19 protein-coding genes are annotated in these 19,909 nt (G+C 66.5%); 14 read left to right on the forward strand and 5 right to left on the reverse strand.

Translation table 11 applies throughout. The features are described from left to right. Nucleotides 1-11 precede the first annotated feature (11 nt). Entirely contained in the window at nt 12-647 is a 636-nt protein-coding gene (gene rdgB / locus GA0061099_RS06240; protein ID WP_036024337.1) for an RdgB/HAM1 family non-canonical purine NTP pyrophosphatase, read from the forward strand. Beyond that, entirely contained in the window at nt 634-1,791 is a 1,158-nt protein-coding gene (gene hemW / locus GA0061099_RS06245; protein WP_036024335.1) for a radical SAM family heme chaperone HemW, read from the forward strand. The genes rdgB and hemW overlap by 14 nt, the downstream gene beginning before the upstream one ends. A 100-nt stretch (nt 1,792-1,891) precedes the next feature. Here hemW and GA0061099_RS06250 read toward each other — a convergent pair whose 3' ends face one another. Continuing rightward, nucleotides 1,892-3,124, reverse strand: a complete 1,233-nt coding sequence (locus tag GA0061099_RS06250; RefSeq protein WP_050995913.1) for a penicillin-binding protein activator — start codon at nt 3,122-3,124, stop codon at nt 1,892-1,894. 354 nt (nt 3,125-3,478) lie between these two features. Between GA0061099_RS06250 and rsmI the strand changes: the two genes are divergently transcribed. The 7 genes from rsmI (at nt 3,479) to GA0061099_RS06285 (ending at nt 10,633) form a co-directional block, all read left to right on the forward strand. Beyond that, nucleotides 3,479-4,429 (forward strand): 16S rRNA (cytidine(1402)-2'-O)-methyltransferase, encoded by a 951-nt coding sequence (gene rsmI, locus GA0061099_RS06255; RefSeq protein ID WP_036024332.1) that lies wholly within the window; start codon nt 3,479-3,481, stop codon nt 4,427-4,429. Next, on the forward strand, nt 4,416-4,817 hold the full coding sequence (locus tag GA0061099_RS06260; RefSeq protein ID WP_036024329.1) for a YraN family protein: 402 nt from the start codon (nt 4,416-4,418) through the stop codon (nt 4,815-4,817). The genes rsmI and GA0061099_RS06260 overlap by 14 nt, the downstream gene beginning before the upstream one ends. 10 nt (nt 4,818-4,827) lie before the next feature. Further along, nucleotides 4,828-5,772 (forward strand): glutathione synthase, encoded by a 945-nt coding sequence (gene gshB, locus GA0061099_RS06265; protein WP_036024326.1) that lies wholly within the window; start codon nt 4,828-4,830, stop codon nt 5,770-5,772. A 445-nt stretch (nt 5,773-6,217) separates the two neighbouring features. Continuing rightward, a complete protein-coding gene (gene cpaB, locus GA0061099_RS06270; RefSeq protein ID WP_036024324.1) occupies nt 6,218-7,039 on the forward strand; it encodes a Flp pilus assembly protein CpaB in 822 nt (273 codons plus the stop codon). A 10-nt stretch (nt 7,040-7,049) separates the two neighbouring features. Beyond that, nucleotides 7,050-8,567, forward strand: a complete 1,518-nt coding sequence (locus tag GA0061099_RS06275) for a type II and III secretion system protein family protein (RefSeq protein ID WP_036024321.1) — start codon at nt 7,050-7,052, stop codon at nt 8,565-8,567. Nucleotides 8,568-8,615: 48 nt separating this feature from the next. Next, nucleotides 8,616-9,347, forward strand: a complete 732-nt coding sequence (locus tag GA0061099_RS06280) for a CpaD family pilus assembly protein (protein WP_036024318.1) — start codon at nt 8,616-8,618, stop codon at nt 9,345-9,347. After that, the gene (locus GA0061099_RS06285) at nt 9,344-10,633 is read left to right on the forward strand and encodes a CpaE/TadZ family protein (RefSeq protein ID WP_036024316.1); all 1,290 of its coding nucleotides are present in this window, start codon (nt 9,344-9,346) and stop codon (nt 10,631-10,633) included. The genes GA0061099_RS06280 and GA0061099_RS06285 overlap by 4 nt, the downstream gene beginning before the upstream one ends. Before the next feature lie 119 nt (nt 10,634-10,752). Here the strand turns inward: GA0061099_RS06285 and GA0061099_RS06290 are convergent, their stop codons facing one another. Both GA0061099_RS06290 and GA0061099_RS06295 read right to left on the reverse strand, forming a co-directional pair. After that, on the reverse strand, nt 10,753-11,550 hold the full coding sequence (locus GA0061099_RS06290) for a tetratricopeptide repeat protein (RefSeq protein WP_036024314.1): 798 nt from the start codon (nt 11,548-11,550) through the stop codon (nt 10,753-10,755). 80 nt (nt 11,551-11,630) lie between these two features. After that, the gene (locus GA0061099_RS06295) at nt 11,631-11,876 is read right to left on the reverse strand and encodes a PilZ domain-containing protein (RefSeq protein WP_018644993.1); all 246 of its coding nucleotides are present in this window, start codon (nt 11,874-11,876) and stop codon (nt 11,631-11,633) included. A 228-nt stretch (nt 11,877-12,104) separates the two neighbouring features. On the opposite strand from GA0061099_RS06295, the gene GA0061099_RS06300 reads away from it, so the two are divergent. From GA0061099_RS06300 to GA0061099_RS06320, 5 genes are all read left to right on the forward strand, one after another. Beyond that, on the forward strand, nt 12,105-13,643 hold the full coding sequence (locus GA0061099_RS06300; RefSeq protein ID WP_036024313.1) for a YifB family Mg chelatase-like AAA ATPase: 1,539 nt from the start codon (nt 12,105-12,107) through the stop codon (nt 13,641-13,643). A gap of 108 nt (nt 13,644-13,751) precedes the next feature. Further along, entirely contained in the window at nt 13,752-14,219 is a 468-nt protein-coding gene (locus tag GA0061099_RS06305) for a hypothetical protein (protein ID WP_036024312.1), read from the forward strand. A gap of 228 nt (nt 14,220-14,447) precedes the next feature. Then, a complete protein-coding gene (locus GA0061099_RS06310; protein WP_036024310.1) occupies nt 14,448-16,691 on the forward strand; it encodes a PAS domain-containing hybrid sensor histidine kinase/response regulator in 2,244 nt (747 codons plus the stop codon). 85 nt (nt 16,692-16,776) lie between these two features. After that, entirely contained in the window at nt 16,777-17,406 is a 630-nt protein-coding gene (locus GA0061099_RS06315) for a histidine phosphatase family protein (protein WP_036024309.1), read from the forward strand. A 71-nt stretch (nt 17,407-17,477) separates the two neighbouring features. Beyond that, nucleotides 17,478-18,536 carry an AI-2E family transporter gene (locus GA0061099_RS06320; protein WP_036003187.1) on the forward strand — a complete coding sequence of 353 codons (1,059 nt, stop codon included), beginning with the start codon at nt 17,478-17,480 and terminating at the stop codon, nt 18,534-18,536. A gap of 45 nt (nt 18,537-18,581) precedes the next feature. On the opposite strand, the gene GA0061099_RS06325 is transcribed toward GA0061099_RS06320, so the two are convergent. Together GA0061099_RS06325 and coaA are read right to left on the reverse strand one after the other, a co-directional pair. Next, on the reverse strand, nt 18,582-18,821 hold the full coding sequence (locus tag GA0061099_RS06325) for a hypothetical protein (protein ID WP_036003274.1): 240 nt from the start codon (nt 18,819-18,821) through the stop codon (nt 18,582-18,584). A gap of 101 nt (nt 18,822-18,922) precedes the next feature. Continuing rightward, complete coding sequence (gene coaA, locus GA0061099_RS06330) at nt 18,923-19,879, reverse strand: type I pantothenate kinase (protein ID WP_036003185.1); 957 nt, start codon at nt 19,877-19,879, stop codon at nt 18,923-18,925. Between the last annotated feature and the right edge of the window lie 30 nt (nt 19,880-19,909).

The following is a 19,909-nucleotide window of genomic DNA, read 5'->3' on the forward strand; positions in this document are numbered from 1 at the left end:
TCAATAGGCCCATGCACCGCCGAATCACCGACAAGCTCGTCATCGCCACCCACAATCCCGGCAAGCTCGCCGAGATGAGGGAGCTGCTCGCGCCGTACGGGATCGAGGCGGTGTCGGCCGGCGAGCTCGGCCTAGACGAGCCCGAGGAAACCGGCAACGATTTCCGCAGCAACGCCGCGATCAAGGCGGTCGCCGCAGCGCAGGCGACCAAGCTGCCCTCCTTCGCCGACGATTCCGGCATCGTGGTCGATGCGCTCGATGGCGCGCCGGGAATCTACAGCGCGCGCTGGGCCGGCCCGACCAAGGATTTCAAGGCGGCGATGGCGCAGATCGAGCGCCTGCTGCAGGAGCGCGGCGCCACCACGCCGGACAAGCGCAAGGCCCACTTCGTCTCCGCGCTTTGCGTGGCCTGGCCCGACGATCATCGCGAGGAGGTCGAGGCGCGCGTCGACGGCACGCTGATCTGGCCACCGCGCGGCACGGCCGGCTTCGGCTACGACCCGATGTTCCTGCCGGACGGGCACAGCCGCACCTTCGGCGAGATGACCAGCATCGAGAAGCACGGCCTGCCGCCACTTGGCCTCGGCCTGTCGCACCGCGCCCGCGCTTTTCGGAAACTGGCGGAGATCTGCCTTGAGCCGCGCTAACAAGGATGCGTTTGGCGTCTATGTGCACTGGCCGTTCTGCCTGTCGAAGTGCCCCTATTGCGACTTCAACAGCCATGTCCGCCATGCCGCGATCGACGAGACGCGCTTCGCCGCCGCCTTCGCGCGTGAGATCGCAACGACCGCCGAGCGCGCGCCCGGCCGCGAGGTCACCTCGATCTTCCTCGGCGGCGGCACGCCGTCACTGATGCAGCCCGCCACCGTCGGCGCGGTGTTAGACGCGATCGGCAAGCACTGGACCGTCGCAGGCGACGTCGAGGTAACGCTGGAAGCGAACCCGACCAGCGTCGAAGCCACGCGCTTTGCCGGTTATCGCATCGCCGGCGTCAACCGCGTCTCGCTGGGCGTGCAGGCGCTCGACGACGCCTCGCTCAAAGCGCTCGGCCGCATGCACAGCGCGCGCGAAGCGCTCGATGCCGTCGCCATCGCGCGCCGCGCGTTCGACCGCTATTCGTTCGACCTGATCTACGCCCGCCCCGACCAGACGCCGGCGATGTGGGCGGGCGAGCTGCGGCACGCCATCGATGAAGCGGCCGAGCATCTGTCGCTCTATCAATTGACGATCGAGGAAGGCACGCCCTTCTTCGGCCTGCACCAGGCCGGCAAGCTGAAGACGCCGGACGAAGCGGTCGCCCGCGCGCTCTACGACGTCACGCAGGAGACCTGCGACAAGCTCGGGCTGCCCGCCTACGAGATCTCCAATCACGCGCGGCGCGGCGCCGAATGCCGGCACAATCTGGTGTACTGGCGCGGCGAGGAATATGCCGGCATCGGCCCGGGCGCACATGGCCGTCTCGACATCGACGGCGTGCGCCACGCCACCGCCACCGAGAAGCGTCCCGAGGCCTGGCTGATGCGGGTCGAGACCAACGGCGACGGTGTCGTCAGCGACGAGCTCCTCAACAGCGAGGAGCGCGCCGACGAATTCCTGCTGATGGGTTTGCGTCTCGCCGAAGGCATCGATCCCGAGCGCTACAAGGCCCTCGCCGGCCGCCCGCTCGACCCCCGCCGCATCGCGCTCTTGCGCGAGGAAGGCGCGATCACCGTGGATGCGACGGGACGGCTGCGCGTGACCAGCAGCGGTTTTCCGGTGCTGGATGCCGTGGTCGCGGATTTGGCGGCTTAGCGGATCTCGTAGCCCGGATGGAGCGTAGCGCAATCCGGGACGGTCTCACCGCGTGGACAGAACCCGGATTACGCTGCGCTCCATCCGGGCTACGAAACCATTACGCCCCAAAGCTCTTCGGCGAGCCCGCCACCGCAACGCCGCCGCCTTGCGTCACCTTCATCACGGCAAGTCCGCGTTCATTCGTGCCATCAGCACGGAAGCGGAACAGGCCGTCGATGCCGGCGAAGCCTGAGGGGTTGGTGAGCACGTCGGAGGAGAAGCGCTGGCCGCCTTGCGTGCGCGCCAGCGCGGCAACGAGCGCGACCGCGTCATAGGAAAGGGTCGCGGTGCGGATCGGCTCGGCGCCGTATTTCGTGCGGTAGCGGCCGGAGAAGGCGCGGAAGCCGGCCGGATCGGGCGCGGCGTAAAGGCCGCCCTGCAGCGCGGCGCTGGCATAGACGCGCGGATTGTCCCACAGGCCGGTGCCGAGCAGCTGGATGTTGCGCAGGTTCGCGCCCGCGGCCGTCATCGCATCCGCCACTGACACGACGGCATCGCCGTCATCGGCAATGAATAGCGCGTCCGCACTGCCGAGCTGCTGCGCCACGGTGCGCGCGGGCGTGGCGCGATCGGCACCGTATTTCTCGAACGCAACGATGCGCCCGCCGCGCCGCGGCACCGCCGCCTTCACCGCGGCCTCGACGACATTGCCATAGGCGTTGTCGGGCACCAGCACCGCGACGGAGCGCTTTCCGATGCCGGCGGAATATTCGACGATGCGGTTGACGTCGGACTCCGGCAGGAACGAGAGCAGATAGACGCCGCGTCCGGCGATGCTGGAATCGGTCGAGAAGGCGATGACGGAAATGCCGCGCGTGCGCGCGACCTGCGCCACCGCCGGCACCGATTGCGCGAACAGCGGCCCGAGGATGATCTCGGCACCCTCGTCGACCGCCTGCTGCGCGCCGGCCTGCGCGCCTTGCGGGCTGCCATTGTCGTCCTTGATCAGGAGCTGGATGTTCGGGTTCTGGAACTCGGCCAGCGCCATCTCGGCGGCGTTGCGCATCGATTGCGCGGCGAGCCCGGCATTGCCGGCCCCGGAGAGCGGCAGGATCAGGCCGACCTTCACGCCGCCGGTGCCGGCGGTCGTCGCCTGCTGCTGCGGGCCTGCCGGCTGAGCCGGCGGCGCGGAGCTCGAGAACGGGTTGGAGAACTGGCTGAGGCTTTGCTGCACGCCGGCGCAGGCCGACAGCACGGGCGCGCCGAGCAACAGGCCGAGCGCAGTCCGCCGGGTCGCCCCTGGCGATCGGGATCCCGGAAGGTGAGACTTTGGATGACGCGGGCCGACCATGGCAGCTTCTCTTCCGACCCGCCGTCGCCGGCTGATCACGACATTGCTTTCCGCGACGGGGGGCCGCGGATTCAGGCAGTGTGTCGGCAAATAGTTAACCAAAACAAAAGGATAACAACCGCTTAACGCGGCCGCAATCCCGTCCCGGCAGCTCTTCGCCGTCACTCATTCACCCATCAAGGCGGCGTTTCCGTCGCGAATATGGCGCGAGGGCCCCTACTGCCTCCCGGCGCGATCTCGACCGATCACATTCCCGTCCGTTCCTCGCCCCTCACCTGGATACGATCTTTGGGCACGATCTTTTTCGGCGAGCCGGTTCCCAGCCTTAGCGATCGTGCCTAAGTTGGCTCCATTATGCGCGCAAAGCCGGCCCCGATAAATACGCCTGAAGCTCAAGACGCCGCCTCGCGCGGTTTCTCCATCGATGCCCATCGGCTCGCGGCGCCGAAGGCCGCGCCGGGCCTCCATCTGGTCGCGACCCCGATCGGCAATCTCGGCGACATCACCCTGCGGGCGCTGCAGACGCTCGCCGGCGTCGACGTCATCGCCTGTGAGGACACCCGCATCACGCGCCGCCTGACCGAGCGCTATGCGATCACGGCCCAGCTCAAGCCATATCACGAGCACAATGCGGAGGCCGCGCGTCCAAAAATCCTCGAGGCCCTCGGACAGGGTGGCTCGGTCGCGCTGGTGTCGGACGCCGGCACGCCGCTGATCTCCGATCCCGGCTTCAAGCTGGTGCGCGAGGTCTGCGCCGCCGGCCATGCGGTGTATGCGCTGCCCGGCCCGTCCTCGGTGCTGACCGCGCTGTCGGTCGCCGCGCTGCCGACCGACCGCTTTTTCTTCGAAGGCTTCTTGCCGGCGAAATCAGCCGCGCGGCGCAGACGTCTTACCGAGCTCGCCCGCATCGACGCGACGCTGGTGATGTTCGAGTCAGGCAACCGCGTGCAGGATACGCTGGCCGATCTCGCCGAGATCATGGGACCACGCGAGGCCGCGATCTGCCGCGAGCTGACCAAGCTGCATGAGGAGATTTCGCGCGCAACGCTGAGCGAGCTGGCGCGCGAGGCTGCAACGCTGGAGACACGCGGCGAATTCGTGCTGGTGATCGCTCCGCCCGCGGCCGACGCCGAGGTTCTGACATCGGACGCGCTCGATAGTCTGTTGCGCGAGCAGCTTGCCGCGCACAGCGTCAAGGATGCCGTGGCGCACGCGGTCGCGTTGTCGGGCCGTCCGCGCCGCGAGGTCTATGCCCGCGCGCTCGAGCTCGCAAAGGACTCGCGGGACAGCGATGGCGAAGACTGAGATTCCTGCGGAACCGAAGGTCGCGTCGCCCGAGCGCGTCGCAGCGTTCCAGACCGGTCTTTCCGCGGAGAGCCGTGCCGCCGCCTACCTCATGGCCAAGGGCTACCGCATTCTCGCCAAACGTTACCGCACCCCGCATGGCGAGATCGACATCGTGGCGCGGCGCCGCAACCTGATCGCCTTCGTCGAGGTCAAGGCCCGCGCCACGCTGGACGAGGCCGCATTCGCCGTGACGCCGCGCCAGCAGCAGCGCATCATCGACGCCGCCCAAGGCTGGCTCGCAGCGCATCCCGAGCATGCCGAATTCGAATTGCGATTCGACGCCATGCTGATTGCGCCGCGCTCGCTTCCGCGCCATGTGTTGGCGGCATTCGACGCCTCGACCTGAAAGGCAGCCCATGAAACTGAACGTCGCCGTCCAGATGGACCCCATCGCCCGCATCAACATCAAGGGCGATTCCACCTTCGCGCTGCTCTTGGAGGCGCAGAAGCGCGGCCATGGCCTGTCCTATTACACGCCCGACAAGCTCTCGATGGTCGGCGAGGAGCTGGTCGCGCCGGTTCAGCTCCTGACCGTGCGCGACGAGCCAGGCGACCATTTCACCCTCGGCGAGCCCAGGCGCGAGGCGCTGAACGGGTTCGACGTGGTGCTGCTGCGCCAGGATCCGCCGTTCGACCTCGCCTACATCACCTCGACGCATTTCCTGGAGCGCATCCATCCGAAGACGCTGGTCGTCAACGATCCCGCCTCGGTGCGCAACGCGCCGGAAAAGCTGTTCGTGATGAATTTTCCGCAGCTGATGCCGCCGACGCTGATCTCGCGCGACCTGGATGAGATCAACGCGTTCCGCGACAAGTACGGCGCGGTGGTCATGAAGCCGCTGCACGGCCATGGCGGCGCGGCGGTGTTCCGCGTGATGCCGCAGGACATGAATTTCGGCTCGCTGTTCGACATGTTCTCGGTGACGTTCAGGGAGCCCTGGGTGATCCAGCAATTCATCCCCGAGGTGAAGCACGGCGACAAGCGCATCATCTTGGTCGACGGCGAGTTCGCCGGCGCGGTGAACCGCGTGCCGGCCGCCGACGACCTCCGCTCCAACATGGTGCGCGGCGGCGCGGCGCAGGAGACGGAGCTCACCCCGCGCGAGCGCGAGATCTGCGCCACGGTCGGCCCGGCGCTGCGCGAGCGCGGCCTGCTGTTCGTCGGCATCGACGTCATCAACGGCAATCTCACCGAGATCAACGTGACCTCACCCACCGGCATCCGCGCCATCGCACGGCTCGGCGGTCCTGACGTCGCCGCGAAGATCTGGGACGTGATCGAAGCGAAGCGGAAGAAGTAGCGCCCGCCGTTTTCGGAGTCGGGATACTTAATCCATCACCGTCACCCTGAGGTGGCCGCTTCTTCAGCGGCCCTCGAAGGGCGACGGCCCGGCTGCATCGCGGCCGTACATCCTTCGAGGCTCACCTTGCGATGCGTTGCATCGCAAGCCTCGCACCTCAGGATGACGGGTCACCGGTACCGACGCCGGGGCAAACGTTCCCATCACTAACCACCCGTTCACCATGACGCCCCGCGCGTCATGCGAACACGCCCGCCCGCGTACGTGAAACTACGGGGCCGTTGGCTGACCCAATAACGCCGCGTTCACCATCTGCCGAAAACCAGCATCGCGGTCGGCCATCGCGTTCGGCCTCGCAACACCCCTTATACTTTTGCTCCCTACTCATCGATGCGGGGGAACACGCCAGGTGCGGTTCGAGTGCCCCGCGTAAGAGTAGAAGCGTATGAATACCGCACGCATTGTCGTTCTCGTCATCGCTCTCGGCGCCGGCGGCGTCGCTGCATATCTGGCGAGCGGCTATCAGAATCCGCCCGCGGCCGTCCTGCCCGTCGCCGAGAAGCTGCCGACGGTCGAGGTCCTCATCGCCAAGAACGACATCCAGCTCGGCCAGGCCGTCAAGCCCGAGGACCTGCAATGGCAGGCCTGGCCCGCGGCAACCGCCAGCAGCGCCTTCATCCGCCGCGACAGCAGGCCCGAGGCACCGACCCAGATCGCGGGCTCGATCGCGCGCGTGCCGTTGATGCAGGGCGAGCCGATCCGCGAGCAGAAGCTGGTCAAGGCCGAAGGCTCCGGCTTCATGGCCGCGATCCTGCCGTCCGGGATGCGTGCCGTCTCCACCGAGATTTCAGCCGAAACCGGCGCCGGCGGCTTCATCCTGCCGAATGACCGCGTCGACATCGTCCTGACCCGCCGGCTGAAGAATCCGGACGGCGGCAACACCAACGGCCCGACCGGCGGCAACGACCTCATCCTGTCCGAGGTCATTCTCACCAACATTCGTGTGCTCGCGATCGACCAGGCCCCGAAGGAAAAGGAGGGCCAGAACGCGGTGGTCGGCAAGACCGTCACGCTCGAGCTGCGGCCCGACCAGATCGCTACGCTTTCGGCCGCACGCCAGGGCGGCACTCTGACACTCGCGCTGCGCAGCATCGTCGATGCCAACGCAGTCGACGGCACGCCCGAGGACCAGGCGATCAAGCGCCCGGGCGGCGTGAACGTAATCCGTTACGGCGTCCAGGCACGGCAACTGACGTCACAGAAGTGATGGGGACAGCATGAACTACGGGGGTGATCGGACGGGCCTGCGCATTCGGGGGAAGCGCGCGCGCTCGGTCCTGGCGGGGACGATGTTGGTGCTGGGGCTACTCACGGCTTCCGGCGTCCTCAGTGCTGCGGAGGCGCCGGTCGGCGACCAGGCGCCGATGCAGGCGTCGGATCTCGGCTTGTCGTCGGTTGGGACGATCGCACCGGCGCGGTCGCGCTTTCTGTCGCTCGGCATCGGCAAGTCCGTCGTCATCGACCTGCCGCGCGAGGTCAAGGACGTGCTGGTGGCCGATCCCAAGATCGCCAATGCGGTGATCCGCTCGGCCCAGCGCGCCTATATCATCGGCGGCCAGGTCGGCCAGACCAACGTCGTGTTCTTCGCGGCCGATGGCCAGCAGGTCGCCTCCTATGACATCGCGGTGAAGCGCGACCTCAACGGCATGCGTTCGGCATTGCGCCAGTCGCTGCCGGGCGTCCAGATCGAGGGCGTCGGCGACAGCGTGATGCTGACCGGCTCGGTGTCGAGCCCGGTCGAGGCCCAGCAGGCCGGCGACGTTGCCGCAAAGCTGGTCGGCGGCGCGGACAAGGTCGTCAACAACATCGTCGTGCGCGGCCGCGACCAGGTCATGCTCAAGGTCGTGGTCGGCGAAGTCCGCCGCGACATCGTCAAGCAGCTCGGCGTCGATCTCAGCGCCAGCCTGAATGCCGGCACGGCGGTGGTGAATTTCAACAATTCCAACCCATTCTCGGTCTCTGGCGGACCGATCGTCAGCAGTAATGGGCTCGGCGTCACCGGCCTCGCCAAGGGCGTCGCCACCGTCAACGCCACGATGCGGGCAATGGAAAGCGCCGGCGTCATGCGGACCCTGGCCGAACCGAGTCTGACCGCGATCTCGGGCGAATCCGCCACTTTCATCGCCGGCGGCGAATTCCCGATTCCCGGGGGCTACGCCTGCGATCCGGTCACTCACGTCTGTACCACCCAGGTCACCTACAAGAAGTTCGGCATCTCGCTGAACTTCACCCCGGTCGTGCTCAGCGAAGGCCGCATCAGCCTGCGCGTGATGACCGAGGTCTCGGAGCTGTCGAACACCAACTCGATCACGTTAACGCAGGCCGTGACCGGGTCCTCGACCAACTCGATCACCATTCCATCGATCCAGACCCGCCGCGCCGAAACGACGCTGGAAATTCCCTCGGGCGGCTCGATGGCGATGGCCGGCCTGATCCAGCAGCAGACCAAGCAGGCGATCAACGGACTGCCTGGTGTCGACCAAGTGCCGATCATCGGCGCGCTGTTCCGCAGCCAGGACTTCGTCAACAACGAGACCGAGCTGATGGTGATCGTGACGCCTTACGTGGTGCGCGCGGTTGCCCAGAAGGAATTGTCGCGGCCCGACGACGGCTTCGCGCCGGCCTCGGACGCACAGAGGGCGCTGCTCGGCAGGGTCAACCGCCTCTATGGCATCGCGAGCCGTGTCGATCCGGTGGCCGGCACGCCGGGCGATTTCGGCTTCATCATCGACTGAGACGAACGGTTTGGGGACCGGGCAAGGCAGGGGCAGGGGGATCAGGGGATGAGGACAACATCAGCCGATCGACGGCGCAATTTGCGGCTCGCGCTGGCACTGACGGGCCTCTCCGTCATGCTCGGCGCCTGCAACACCACCGAGATCGTCACCCAGACGGTGCCGACCGATTATCGCCAGCGCCATCCGATTGCGGTGCAGGAAGGCAAGAAGTCGATCGTGATCTTCGTCGGCAAGAGCAGAGGCGGCCTCTCGGCTGCGCAGCATTCGGACGTCGCGGGCATCGCGCGGGACTGGATGCGCGAAGGCACCGGCTCGGTCGTCGTCGATGTGCCGGTCGACACCGCCAATTCGCGCGCGGCCGCCGCAACCTATCAGGAGATCCGCTCGGTGCTCACGTCCGGCGGCGTGCCGTCGCGCGCCATCGTCCAGCGGCCCTATCGCCCTCATGATCCCGGGCTGCTGCCCATCATCCGCCTGAGCTATTCCAAGATCACCGCGGTCGCCGGCCCCTGCGGGCTTTGGCCCGAAGACGTCGGCCCCAATATCCTCAACCCCGGCTACACCGAGAACCGCCCCTATTTCAATCTGGGCTGCGCCAGCCAGCGCAATCTCGCCGCGATGATCGACAACCCGGCTGACCTCGAGCAACCGCGCGCCGAGACGCCCGCCTATACCGCACGGCGCGACATCGCGTTCGATCGCTATCGCAAGGGCACGACGACGACGACCACCTATCCCGAATCCGACAAGGCCAAACTCAGCGATACCGCCAAATGACAGGCATCCACGACGAACACGCGGACGATCCGCAGCATCCCGAGGAACACATCGCCCCGGTTCCTCGCATTTCGGTGCAAGCCTTCTGCGAGACCGAGCAGACGCTCAAGGCGGTGACCGCGGCTGGCCAGGACCGCCGGCTCGCCAAGGCCCATCTCAGCGCCAAGGATGGCGGCCTCGCCGCGGCGATCGAAGCCTATGAATCGATGCCGACGCCGAACGTGATCGTCATCGAGTCCGACGGCACGCGCGACATCCTCGAAGGACTGGACGACCTCGCCGGCGTCTGCGATCCCGGCACACGCGTGGTCGTGATCGGCAGCCCCAGCGACACCGCGCCCTATCGCGAGCTGGTGCGCCGCGGCGTCAACGACTACGTGGTCGGCCCGGTCGAAACCATCGACGTGGTCCGCTCGATCTGCAGCCTGTTCTCGGCCTCGGAAGCCATCATCACCGGCCGCGTCATCGCCGTGGTCGGCGCCAAGGGCGGCGTCGGCGCGTCCACCGTCGCGCATAATTTGGCCTGGACCATCGCCCGCGATCTCTCGCTCGATTCCGTCGTGATCGATCTCGACCTCGCCTTCGGCACCGCGGGCCTCGACTACAACCAGGATCCGGTGCAGGGCATCGCCAACGCGGTGCTGTCGCAGGACCGGCCGGACACGGCGCTGATGGAGCGCCTGCTCGCCAAATGCACCGATCGCCTCAGCCTCCTGGCAGCGCCCGCCACGCTCGACCGCGTCTACGATTTCGGTGCTGAAGCCTTCGATGCCGTGTTCGACACGCTGCGCATGACGACGCCCTGCATCGTGCTCGACGTGCCCCATCAATGGTCCGGCTGGACCCGGCGCGCGCTGGTGAACGCCGACGACATCGTGATCGTGGCCGAGCCCGATCTCGCTAACTTGCGCAACACCAAGAACATGCTGAGCGTGCTGAAGGCGGCGCGACCGAACGACCGGCCGTCGCTGTACTGCCTCAACCAGGTCGGCATGCACAAGCGTGCGGAGATCGAGGTCAAGGCCTTCGCCAAGACCATGGAGAGCCAGCCGATCGCGGTGATCCCGTTCGATTCGAAACTGTTCTCGACCGCGGCCAATAACGGCCAGATGATCGCGGAGGTCTCCAGGACCCACCGCACCACCGTTCTGTTCCAGAATATGGCGAACCGCCTCGCCGGCCGCGGCGAGGTGAAGAAGCCGAAGCGCTCGCTGCTCGAGCCGCTTTTGAAGAAGCTGAAGGGCAAGTCAGGACGCAGCTCGGCCCCGCATCGCAAGGCGTCGTAGGCGCGGCTTATTTGAGCATGATCTCCGCGCAAACGCCTTCCGCGTTTGTCGCGAGGGAAAACCGCTTCACACTTTGCGCTGACGCGGCCCTTCGGGTCCGGATCATGCTCTAGGGCGGACTACCTGTCCGCCCGCTGCTGCTTTTTCGCCAGCAGCTGCTTCAGCGCCGCGACCTTGGCCGCGGCCTGGTCCGGCGGCAGATCTGCCTTGACGAGGATTTCGGCCTCGGCCTCGCGACCCTGCAATCCCAGCACGAGCGCCAGATTGGCGCGGACCCGCGCATCGTTCTGATTGCGCTGATGGGCGCGGCCGAGCACCTGTTCCGCCTTCGATAGATTATTCTGCAGCATGTAGGACAGGCCGAGATTGGACAGCACGGTCGGCTCGTTCGGCACGATCTTCAACGCCGCGGCGTAATATTGCTGGGCTTCCTCGTTGCGGCCGAGCTGGTCGAGCACAGCGCCCTGCGCCGACAGGATGCGCCAATCGGGATCCTCGGGCGAATGCGCCCGGCCGAGGACGTCGAAGGCCTGCTGGAAATTGCCGTTGTCGGCGAGCGCGCGGCCGTAGCCGGCGAGCAGCGCCTTGTTGCCGGGACGGGCGAGCACGGCCTGCTCCAGCACTGCGACCGCCTGCGCGCGCTGGCCGCTGCCACGCAGCGCCTTGCCGTATTCGAGAGCAATGGCGGGATCGCTCGGCTTGGCGCGATAACGCTCGCGAAGTGCGTCCATCTCCGGCGTGGGGTCGGCCTTGCTGTCGGACTTGCCTTCAAACTTGGCGGCGGACTCCCGCTTGCCGCCGAGCGCACCGGTGACGTCGTCGATGCCGGCCGTCTGACAGCCGCCGAGCGCGAGGATCAGGACGGCGGAACACAGATATCCCGCCGGGGGAAAGGCGAGGAACGAACGCTTGGGCATACTCTGATCACTCGGCAACTGATCAGAGATGCTTACCCATTAACGCTAAAGTCCCGTTAAGGAGGCGCGCCTGTTGAGGTTCAGTCGACGAACTCGGCGCCGAATTCGCAGCCGATGCGCCAGCGCAGGCGGCATTGGCGGGAATAATCAGGCGCGAAGATGATGGTGAATTGCGGCGGCACTTCCAGAAATTCCGCCACCACTTTCACGCCGCCATCCGAAATGTCCGTGATCGTGCAATCCCGCGGCAGCGAGCCCGCGCCAAAATGAATCTTGGCGAGACGGCTGCACACCCGACGTTCGCTTCTCCGGCGATTTGCAAGCATTTGAACTGTTCACCCGTTAGACCACGGCCCATCCCGCAGCCCTAGGAGTAGCGGACATTCGTTGGAATGTGCTGAGGAGAGAAGGTGGCATTCGAGACGTAGTGTCTGGGCTGCGTTTACGATTGGTTAGGATTTGACCGGCCGCCAAGCGATTGTTCCCGTATTGTTCTTGCGGAAACGGCCGCGCTCTGCTACCCCTAATTGCAGCAATGGGCAGGCTGGTTCGGCATGGTTCAGCGGGTTTCTACCGTCGCCTTTGAGGGGATCGAGGCCCGCGCGGTCGACGTGCAGGTGCAGGTCGCGCCCGGCCTGCCGGCCTTTGCCATCGTCGGCCTGCCGGACAAGGCGGTGTCGGAGGCGCGCGAGAGGGTGCGCTCGGCGCTGATCGCCTCGGGGCTGGCGCTGCCGGCGCGACGGATCATCGTCAATCTGGCCCCGGCCGACCTCCCGAAGGAGGGCAGCCATTACGACCTGCCGATCGCGCTCGGGCTGATGGCCGCGATCGGCGCCATCCCGCCCGATGCGCTGACCGGCTTCACCGTGCTCGGCGAGCTCGGCCTCGACGGCTCGATCGCGCCGGTGGCCGGCGTCCTTCCCGCCGCGATCGGCGCCAATATGCGCGAGGAAGGTCTGATCTGCCCGGCGTCCTGCGGCTCCGAAGCGGCATGGGCGAGCCCGGACATCCAGATCATTGCCGCACACTCGCTGATCCAGATCGCCAACCATTTCAAGGGCACCCAGGTGCTGTCGCGGCCGACGCCGAAGGTGCACGAGGCCGCCGCCTCGCCGCTCGACCTGCGCGACATCAAGGGCCAGGAAAGCGCCAAGCGCGCGCTGGAGATCGCGGCCGCCGGCGGGCACCACCTGCTCATGATCGGCGCGCCGGGCGCCGGCAAATCGATGCTGGCCGCGCGCCTGCCCTCGATCCTGCCGCCGCTGTCGCCGAGCGAGCTGCTCGAGGTCTCGATGATCGCCTCGGTCGCCGGCGAGATCGAAGGCGGCGCGCTGACGGCGCGGCGCCCGTTCCGCTCGCCGCACCATTCCGCCAGCATGGCCGCGCTCACCGGCGGCGGCGCGCGCGCCAAGCCCGGCGAGATCTCGCTGGCACATCAGGGCGTGCTGTTCCTCGACGAATTGCCGGAGTTCGATCCGCGCGTGCTGGATTCGCTGCGCCAGCCGCTGGAGAACGGCGAGGTCGCGGTGTCGCGCGCCAATCATCGCGTCACCTACCCTGCCCGCTTCATGCTGGTCGCGGCGATGAATCCCTGCCGCTGCGGCAATGCGTTCGAGCCCGGCTATGCCTGCAAGCGCGGCCGCATCGACCGCTGCACCGGCGATTACCAGGCGCGCATCTCCGGTCCGCTGATGGACCGCATCGATCTGCGCATCGAGGTGCCGGCGGTGACGGCCGCCGACCTGATCCTGCCGCCGCCGTCGGAAGGATCGGCCGAGGTCGCTGCCCGCGTGGCGGCGGCGCGCGACATCCAGCTGGCGCGCTATGCGGATGCAGGCCTGCCCCATGTCCGCACCAATGCTGAAGCCCCCGCCTCCGTGCTGGAGGAGATCGCAAAGCCGGACGCGCAGGGCCAAAAACTGCTGCGCGACGCCGCGGAGACCATGCGCCTGTCGGCGCGCGGCTATCACCGCGTGCTGCGGGTGGCGCGCACGCTGGCCGACCTCGACCATGCCGACAAGATCGGCCGGCTGCACCTCGCCGAAGCGCTGTCGTACCGCGCACTCGCGGAGGATGTGCGCCAGCTGGCTTGATCATTCCGCGCATCAACCCGGCGGTAACGACTTTCCTTTACGCTCTGCAAACCATAAGGCCCGACGCGTTTCGGTTGTGAGTTCCCGGGGCCTAGCGAGTAGAGCGTCATGTTGCGTTTCAAGTTCCTGGCCTCGGCTGTTCCCCTGCTGGCGGCTGCGGTGTTCGCCCGCGCCGAGATCGGATCGGTATCGCATCCCTGCATCGCGCTGGGCGACACATCGGTCGAGCTCACCTCGCTGTTCTGGACCGCCGGCGTGCATGTCGCCTTCACCGACGATCCCGCGCAGGCGACGGTGCGGGTCCAGATCACCGAGGATGCCGACGCCGCGGATTTTGCCGTGGTCGACGACGGCCTCGGCTCCGAGCCTGACACCTGCCAGGCCAGCCCTTCGACGCGTCTCGTCTCGATCGCCGCGCAGCCGGTCGACGGCGGCCAGGTGGTCTATCTCTCCAGCGAAGGACCGGCGGATTACCGCATCTATGTGCGCTCAAAGACGTTCTCGCCGCGCGAGGCGGCGGCGCTGATCGTCGGCGCCCGCGGCGGCCATGGCCGCTTCCAGGCGGCATCGCTTTAGAGCTTTGTGTTTGAGCATGATCTCCGCGCAAACGCGTTCCGCGTTTGTCGCGAAGGAAAACCGCTGCACACTTTTCGCTAACGCGGCCCTTCGGGTCCGGATCATGCTCTGACCCGTTAACGTCTCGTCAACCCTGTTCGGAGGCGGCGCCACCGCCGCAATTTGTTCGCAAGGTCGGCGGGCCATCGTCGCACGCGGCGGCGGGGTTTCAGGCAAGGGTCGGTTGCGATGGGTCGGACGTTCCGGATCAAGGTGCGCATGCGTCGTTTCAGGCGACGGCATCCGAGGCTCGCTTTCGCGATCCGCTCCTTCATGATCTTCTCGGCGACGTTTTGCGGCGCCTATGGTTTCGTCTCCGGCAGCCGGTCGGACAATTCCGGCTACGATCCCCATACCTTTGCGATCGGTGCCAGCTTCCTGTTCGCGCTCGCCTGCCTCGGCCTTGCGACGCTGAGCATGCGTCTGCGCTTCGTCAATAAGCGGCTGCGGACGCTCGCCGCCCACAACGAAGCCTTGATCGACCGCAATTGGGAGCTGAAGGAAGCGGAAGAGCGCGCCCGCAGCCTGTTCGAGCAGCAGGGCGACCTCATCGTGCTGCGCGCTACCGACGGCCGCGTCACCTTTGCCAACGAGGCCTATTGCGCGCTCGCGGGACAGGCGCGCAGCGCGCTGGTCGGCACGCGATTCGATTTCGACGTGCTGGAGCAGGGCGACAGTGCCCGCGAGAGCAGCGGCACGCGCATCCACGACCAGAAGATCGCAACCCCGCTCGGCGCGCGCTGGATCGCCTGGCGCGAGGGCTATGTCCGCCTCGATGCCGGCCAGCCCGCCGAGTTGCAGAGCGTCGGACGCGACGTCACCGACCGCACCGAGACCGAGCGCGCATTGTCCGACGCGCGCGACCAGGCCGACGCCGCCAACCGCGCCAAGTCGCGCTTCCTGGCGATGGCCTCGCACGAGATCCGCACCCCCCTGAACGGCATCATCGGTATGGGCGGCCTGTTGCTCGACACCGATCTGACGCCGGAGCAGGCGACCTATGCCAAGGCGGTGAAGACCTCGGGCGAAGCCTTGATGGCGCTAATCGAGGAGCTGCTCGACTATTCCAAGATCGAGGCCGGCAAGCTCGACCTCGATCAACGTCCCTTCGCGCTCTCGACCCTGGTCGAAGAGATCACCGAGCTGCTCGCGCCGCGCGCGCAGGCGAAGTCGCTCGAGATCGCCGCCTATGTCGACGAGCGCCTGCCGCTCGAAGTGGTCGGCGACGCCGCGCGGTTGCGCCAGGTGCTGCTCAACCTCGCCGGCAACGCCATCAAGTTCACGAGCAGCGGCGGCGTGGCACTGATCGTCGAGCCCGGCATCTGGCCGACCGAAATCAGCTTCCTGGTTCGCGACACCGGCATCGGCATCGCAGCCGAAGCCCAGCAGCGCATCTTCCGCGAATTCGAGCAGGCCGACGAGCGCGTCGCCCGCACCTATGGCGGCACCGGACTTGGCCTCGCCATCAGCGAGCGCATCGTCAAGCGCATGGGCGGCCGGATCACGCTCACGAGCGAGCCGGGCAAGGGCTCGACCTTCGAGGTCGCGGTGCCGCTTCCGCCGTCGCAAGGCGGCGCTGGGCAGACCGCATTTCCGAGTCCCGACCTCACCGGCAAGTCGATGCTCCTCGTCGCCGACGGCATCGAAGCCTCGCTCATCGCGCGGCGCCTCGAACGCTGGGGCGGCCAGACCTGCCTGGTTGCAGATGCGGCGGTCGCCGAAGCATTGCTGCCGGAACGCTCCTGGCACACGGTGCTGATCGATCGGGCGATCGGCCCAGCCGCGGCCGATCAGCTCGGTGAGGCCGCCCGCGCGCATGCCTTGCAGCGCCTCGTTCTGCTGACGTCGAGCTCGCGCCACGAGAAGCTGTCGCCGGCTTTCACCGGCTTTCTGGTGAAGCCGCTGCGCGCGGCCTCGCTCGCCGCACGCCTTGCTTTGACGCCGGAGGTCGCCTCGCCCGATCTCGCGCCGGAGCCGCCGCCGGTCTCCGCCGGCCCCGCACCGGCGAAAGGCCTGTCGATCCTCGTCGCCGAGGACAACGAAATCAACGCCTTGCTGATGCGCTCGCTGCTGACCAAGCTCGGCCATCGCGTCGTCATTGCCGTCCATGGCGAGGCCGCGCTGGAATCCTGGCTCGCCGCCTCATCGGCCGGCACGCCCTACGATCTCGTGCTGATGGACATCCAGATGCCGCAGCTCGACGGCATCGAGGCGACAAAGCGCATCCGCGCGCACGAGGCCGCGCTGGGCGATTCCCGGACGCCGATCCTGGCGCTCACCGCCAACACCCTGGTGGAGGATCGTTATGCCTGTTTCGAGGCGGGCATGAACGGATTTCTGATCAAGCCGGTCGACCGTGAGAAGCTCGAGGAGGCGCTGGCGGGCCTTGCCGCGTCCCGGCACCAGACGGTTCCGGATCTCACGGGAACCTGAGCTCGTCTGACGATCGCAATTGAAATCGAGCGCGTTGCGCGTCACGATCCCACCGGGGGCATTTTGCAACCAAAGGATTTTGCGCATGAACGTGCTTTGCCGCCTCGCCCTGATTGTTCTCCTGGCTGGAATCTCCCGCCACGCAGCCGCCGACACACCGGACCTCATCTCGTCGCTCAAGCAGGGCGGCTACGTCCTGATCTTCCGACACACCGCGACTGACGACAGCCAGAAGGATGTCTATCCCTTCAAGTTCGACGACATGAGTGCCCAGCGTCAGCTCAGCGAGAAGGGCAGGGACGCGGCGCGCCAGATCGGGACGGCGATCAAGGACCTCGCGATCCCCATCGGCGACGTCTACACCAGCCGGCTGAACCGCGCGGTCGAGGCCGGCAAGCTGATCTCCGGCCGTGAGGTCAAGCCGGTCGATGCCCTGACCGACAGCAGCAACGCCAGCGCATCGGGAATGGCAAACCCGACCGGCGCCAATGCCAAGGCCGGGCAGGCCGTGCGTCAGCTCGTCGATGCGCCGCCGCAGTCCGGCACCAACACCGTCCTGGTCACCCACAAGACCAACATCGCCGATGCCTTCGGCAAGGACGCCGGCAACGTCGGGGAAGGCGAGGCCTTCGTCTACAAGGCCGGCAGCTCGGGTCCCGCCACCTTCGCAGGGCGCATCACGCTTGCGGATTGGATCGCAAAAGCGGGCAGGTGAGGACCTGCCGCTCCGCCACGATGTTGTGCTACGGACATCCTCTGGCGAACGAGCGAAGAGCTGGCGAACACGTGAGAACATCGGAGAATCGTTCATTCCTCATCCTGCTCGGCGCGATCTCCGTCGCGTTCGTCTGGGTGCTTTGGCCGTTCTCCGGTGCCGTGTTGTGGGCCACGCTGCTGGCCATCATCTTCGCCCCGTTCTATCGGCGGGTGCTGAGATCCGTGCCCGAAAAGCACAACCTTGCCGCCCTCGTCACCGTCATCGTGGTGGTCGTCATGGTCCTGATCCCCGTGGCGGTCATCATCGCGTCGCTGATCGACCAGGGCGGGGAGCTGTATCAGCGCGTTCAGAGCGGGGAGATCAGCCTCTCTCATCCCCTGCAGCAGCTGAAATCCGCGCTGCCCGCCTGGGCTGTGTCGCTCGGAGACCGCCTGGCCGGCATCGATTTTTCGGCCCTGAGGGAACGCCTGTCGGGTCTGGTCGTCCCTGCCGGACAACAGCTGGCCGGGCACGCGATCAACATCGGTCAGGTGACGCTGGAGTTCGTCGCAAGCCTGCTCGTGATGCTGTACCTGCTGTTCTTCCTGCTGCGCGACGGTGACGAGCTCAATGCCCGCATTCGCGAGGCGCTCCCGCTGAGCCCGAACCATACCGCGGAAATTCTCGATGTCTTCACCCTGGCGGTTCGTGGAACGATCAAGGGGATCGTTCTCGTCGCGTTGATACAGGGAGCACTCGGCGGGCTCATCTTCTGGCTGCTCGGCCTCACCGCGCCGCTGCTGGCGGGCGCGCTGATGGCGCTGCTCTCGCTGCTGCCGGTGCTCGGCTCCGCGCTGGTCTGGGTTCCGGTTGCGCTTTACCTGCTTGTGGCAGGTTCGGTCACGAAGGGACTCATCCTGCTCGCTTTCGGCACCTTCGTGATCGGCCTTGCGGACAATTTTCTCCGCCCGATCCTGGTCGGCCAGTCGATTCAGATGCCGAGCTATATCGTGCTGCTCGCCACGCTGGGCGGCCTTGCGACGTTCGGAGCGAACGGGTTCGTGATCGGCCCGCTCGTCGCTGCAATGTTTCTGACGACGTGGCACATCTTCGTCGTCTCGAAGTCGAAACAGGGGGCCCCGAAATGATCGTCATGCCGGGCCTGGAGCGGGCGATCCGGCCGATGCGCAATCTCATGCAGCAGAGACAATAAAGCGCGGTGCAGACAGCTTGTCCGGCGTCGTCTGGCCTCCCCGGAAGACGGTATTTGCCTGCGCGGCGCGCTTGCAATGGGGGCACACGAAGAGATGCGCGATGACCGGGGTCGGCTCGTCCGTGAGCAATTCCGAGCGGAACCACTTCATCTCGACATGGCAGTCCGGGCAGACCGGAGCTTCCAGCTGCTCCGCAGCGCTCCTGAGACGATCAACCATGGTATGCCCCCGCCGTTTTCCAAGGAATAGCGGAATACCCATCGTTGGTCTGCATCAAAAGATACTCTGCGCGAATGGGCAGGGCCCGGGCACCAAGGCGATTACAGCCGCCTGAGCGCCACGCTCTCCACCGTGTGGTCGGCGCCCTTCTTGAGGATCAGCGTCGCACGGGGCCGAGTCGGCAGGATGTTGTCCTCGAGATTGGCGAGGTTGGTACGCTCCCAGATCGCGATCGCGGTCGCGGTGGCTTCCTCGTCCGACAACAGAGCATAGCGGTTGAAGTAGGATTTTGGATTGGTGAATGCGGTGTCGCGCAGCGCCAGGAAGCGCTTGATGTACCATTGCCGCAGCGCCGCCTCGTCGGCGTCGATATAGACCGAGAAATCGAAGAAGTCGGAAACCACCGGCACCGCCTTGCCGTCGCGCGGCAGCTTGCCGGTCTGCAGCACGTTGACGCCTTCGACGATCAGGATGTCGGGCTGGTCGATCTCGGCCCATTGGTTCGGCACGATGTCGTAGGTCAGATGCGAATAGACCGGCGCACGGACGTGGCGGCGGCCGGCCTTGATGTCGGAGAGGAAGTTGAGCAGCATCGGCAGATCGTAGCTCTCCGGAAAACCCTTCTTCTGCATGATGCCGTGCCGCTCGAGCACCGCATTGGGATAGAGAAATCCGTCCGTGGTGATCAGTTCGACTTTCGGCCGCGGCGACCAGCGCGCCAAGAGGGCCTGGAGCACGCGTGCCGTGGTGGATTTCCCGACCGCCACCGAGCCGGCGACGCCGATGATGTAGGGCACCTTGCGGTCCCTGATGTTGAGGAACTGGCGCTCGGCGTAATACAGCCGCTGCATGGCATCGACGTAGATCGACAACAGGCGCGATAGCGGCAGATAGATGTCTTCGACCTCCTGCAGGTCGAGGCGATCGTGCAGCGAACGCAGCCGGTCGAACTCGCCCGGCTCGAGCGTCATCGGCGTATCGTCGCGCAGTCGCGCCCATTCCTCACGCGTATAAACGCGGTAGGGATTGTACTGCTGCTCGGGTGCGCGGATATCCATGACGCCGCCTTTCCGTTGCGATCTATTCGC

It is taken from the genome of Bradyrhizobium yuanmingense (assembly GCF_900094575.1).
Classification (GTDB): domain Bacteria; phylum Pseudomonadota; class Alphaproteobacteria; order Rhizobiales; family Xanthobacteraceae; genus Bradyrhizobium; species Bradyrhizobium yuanmingense.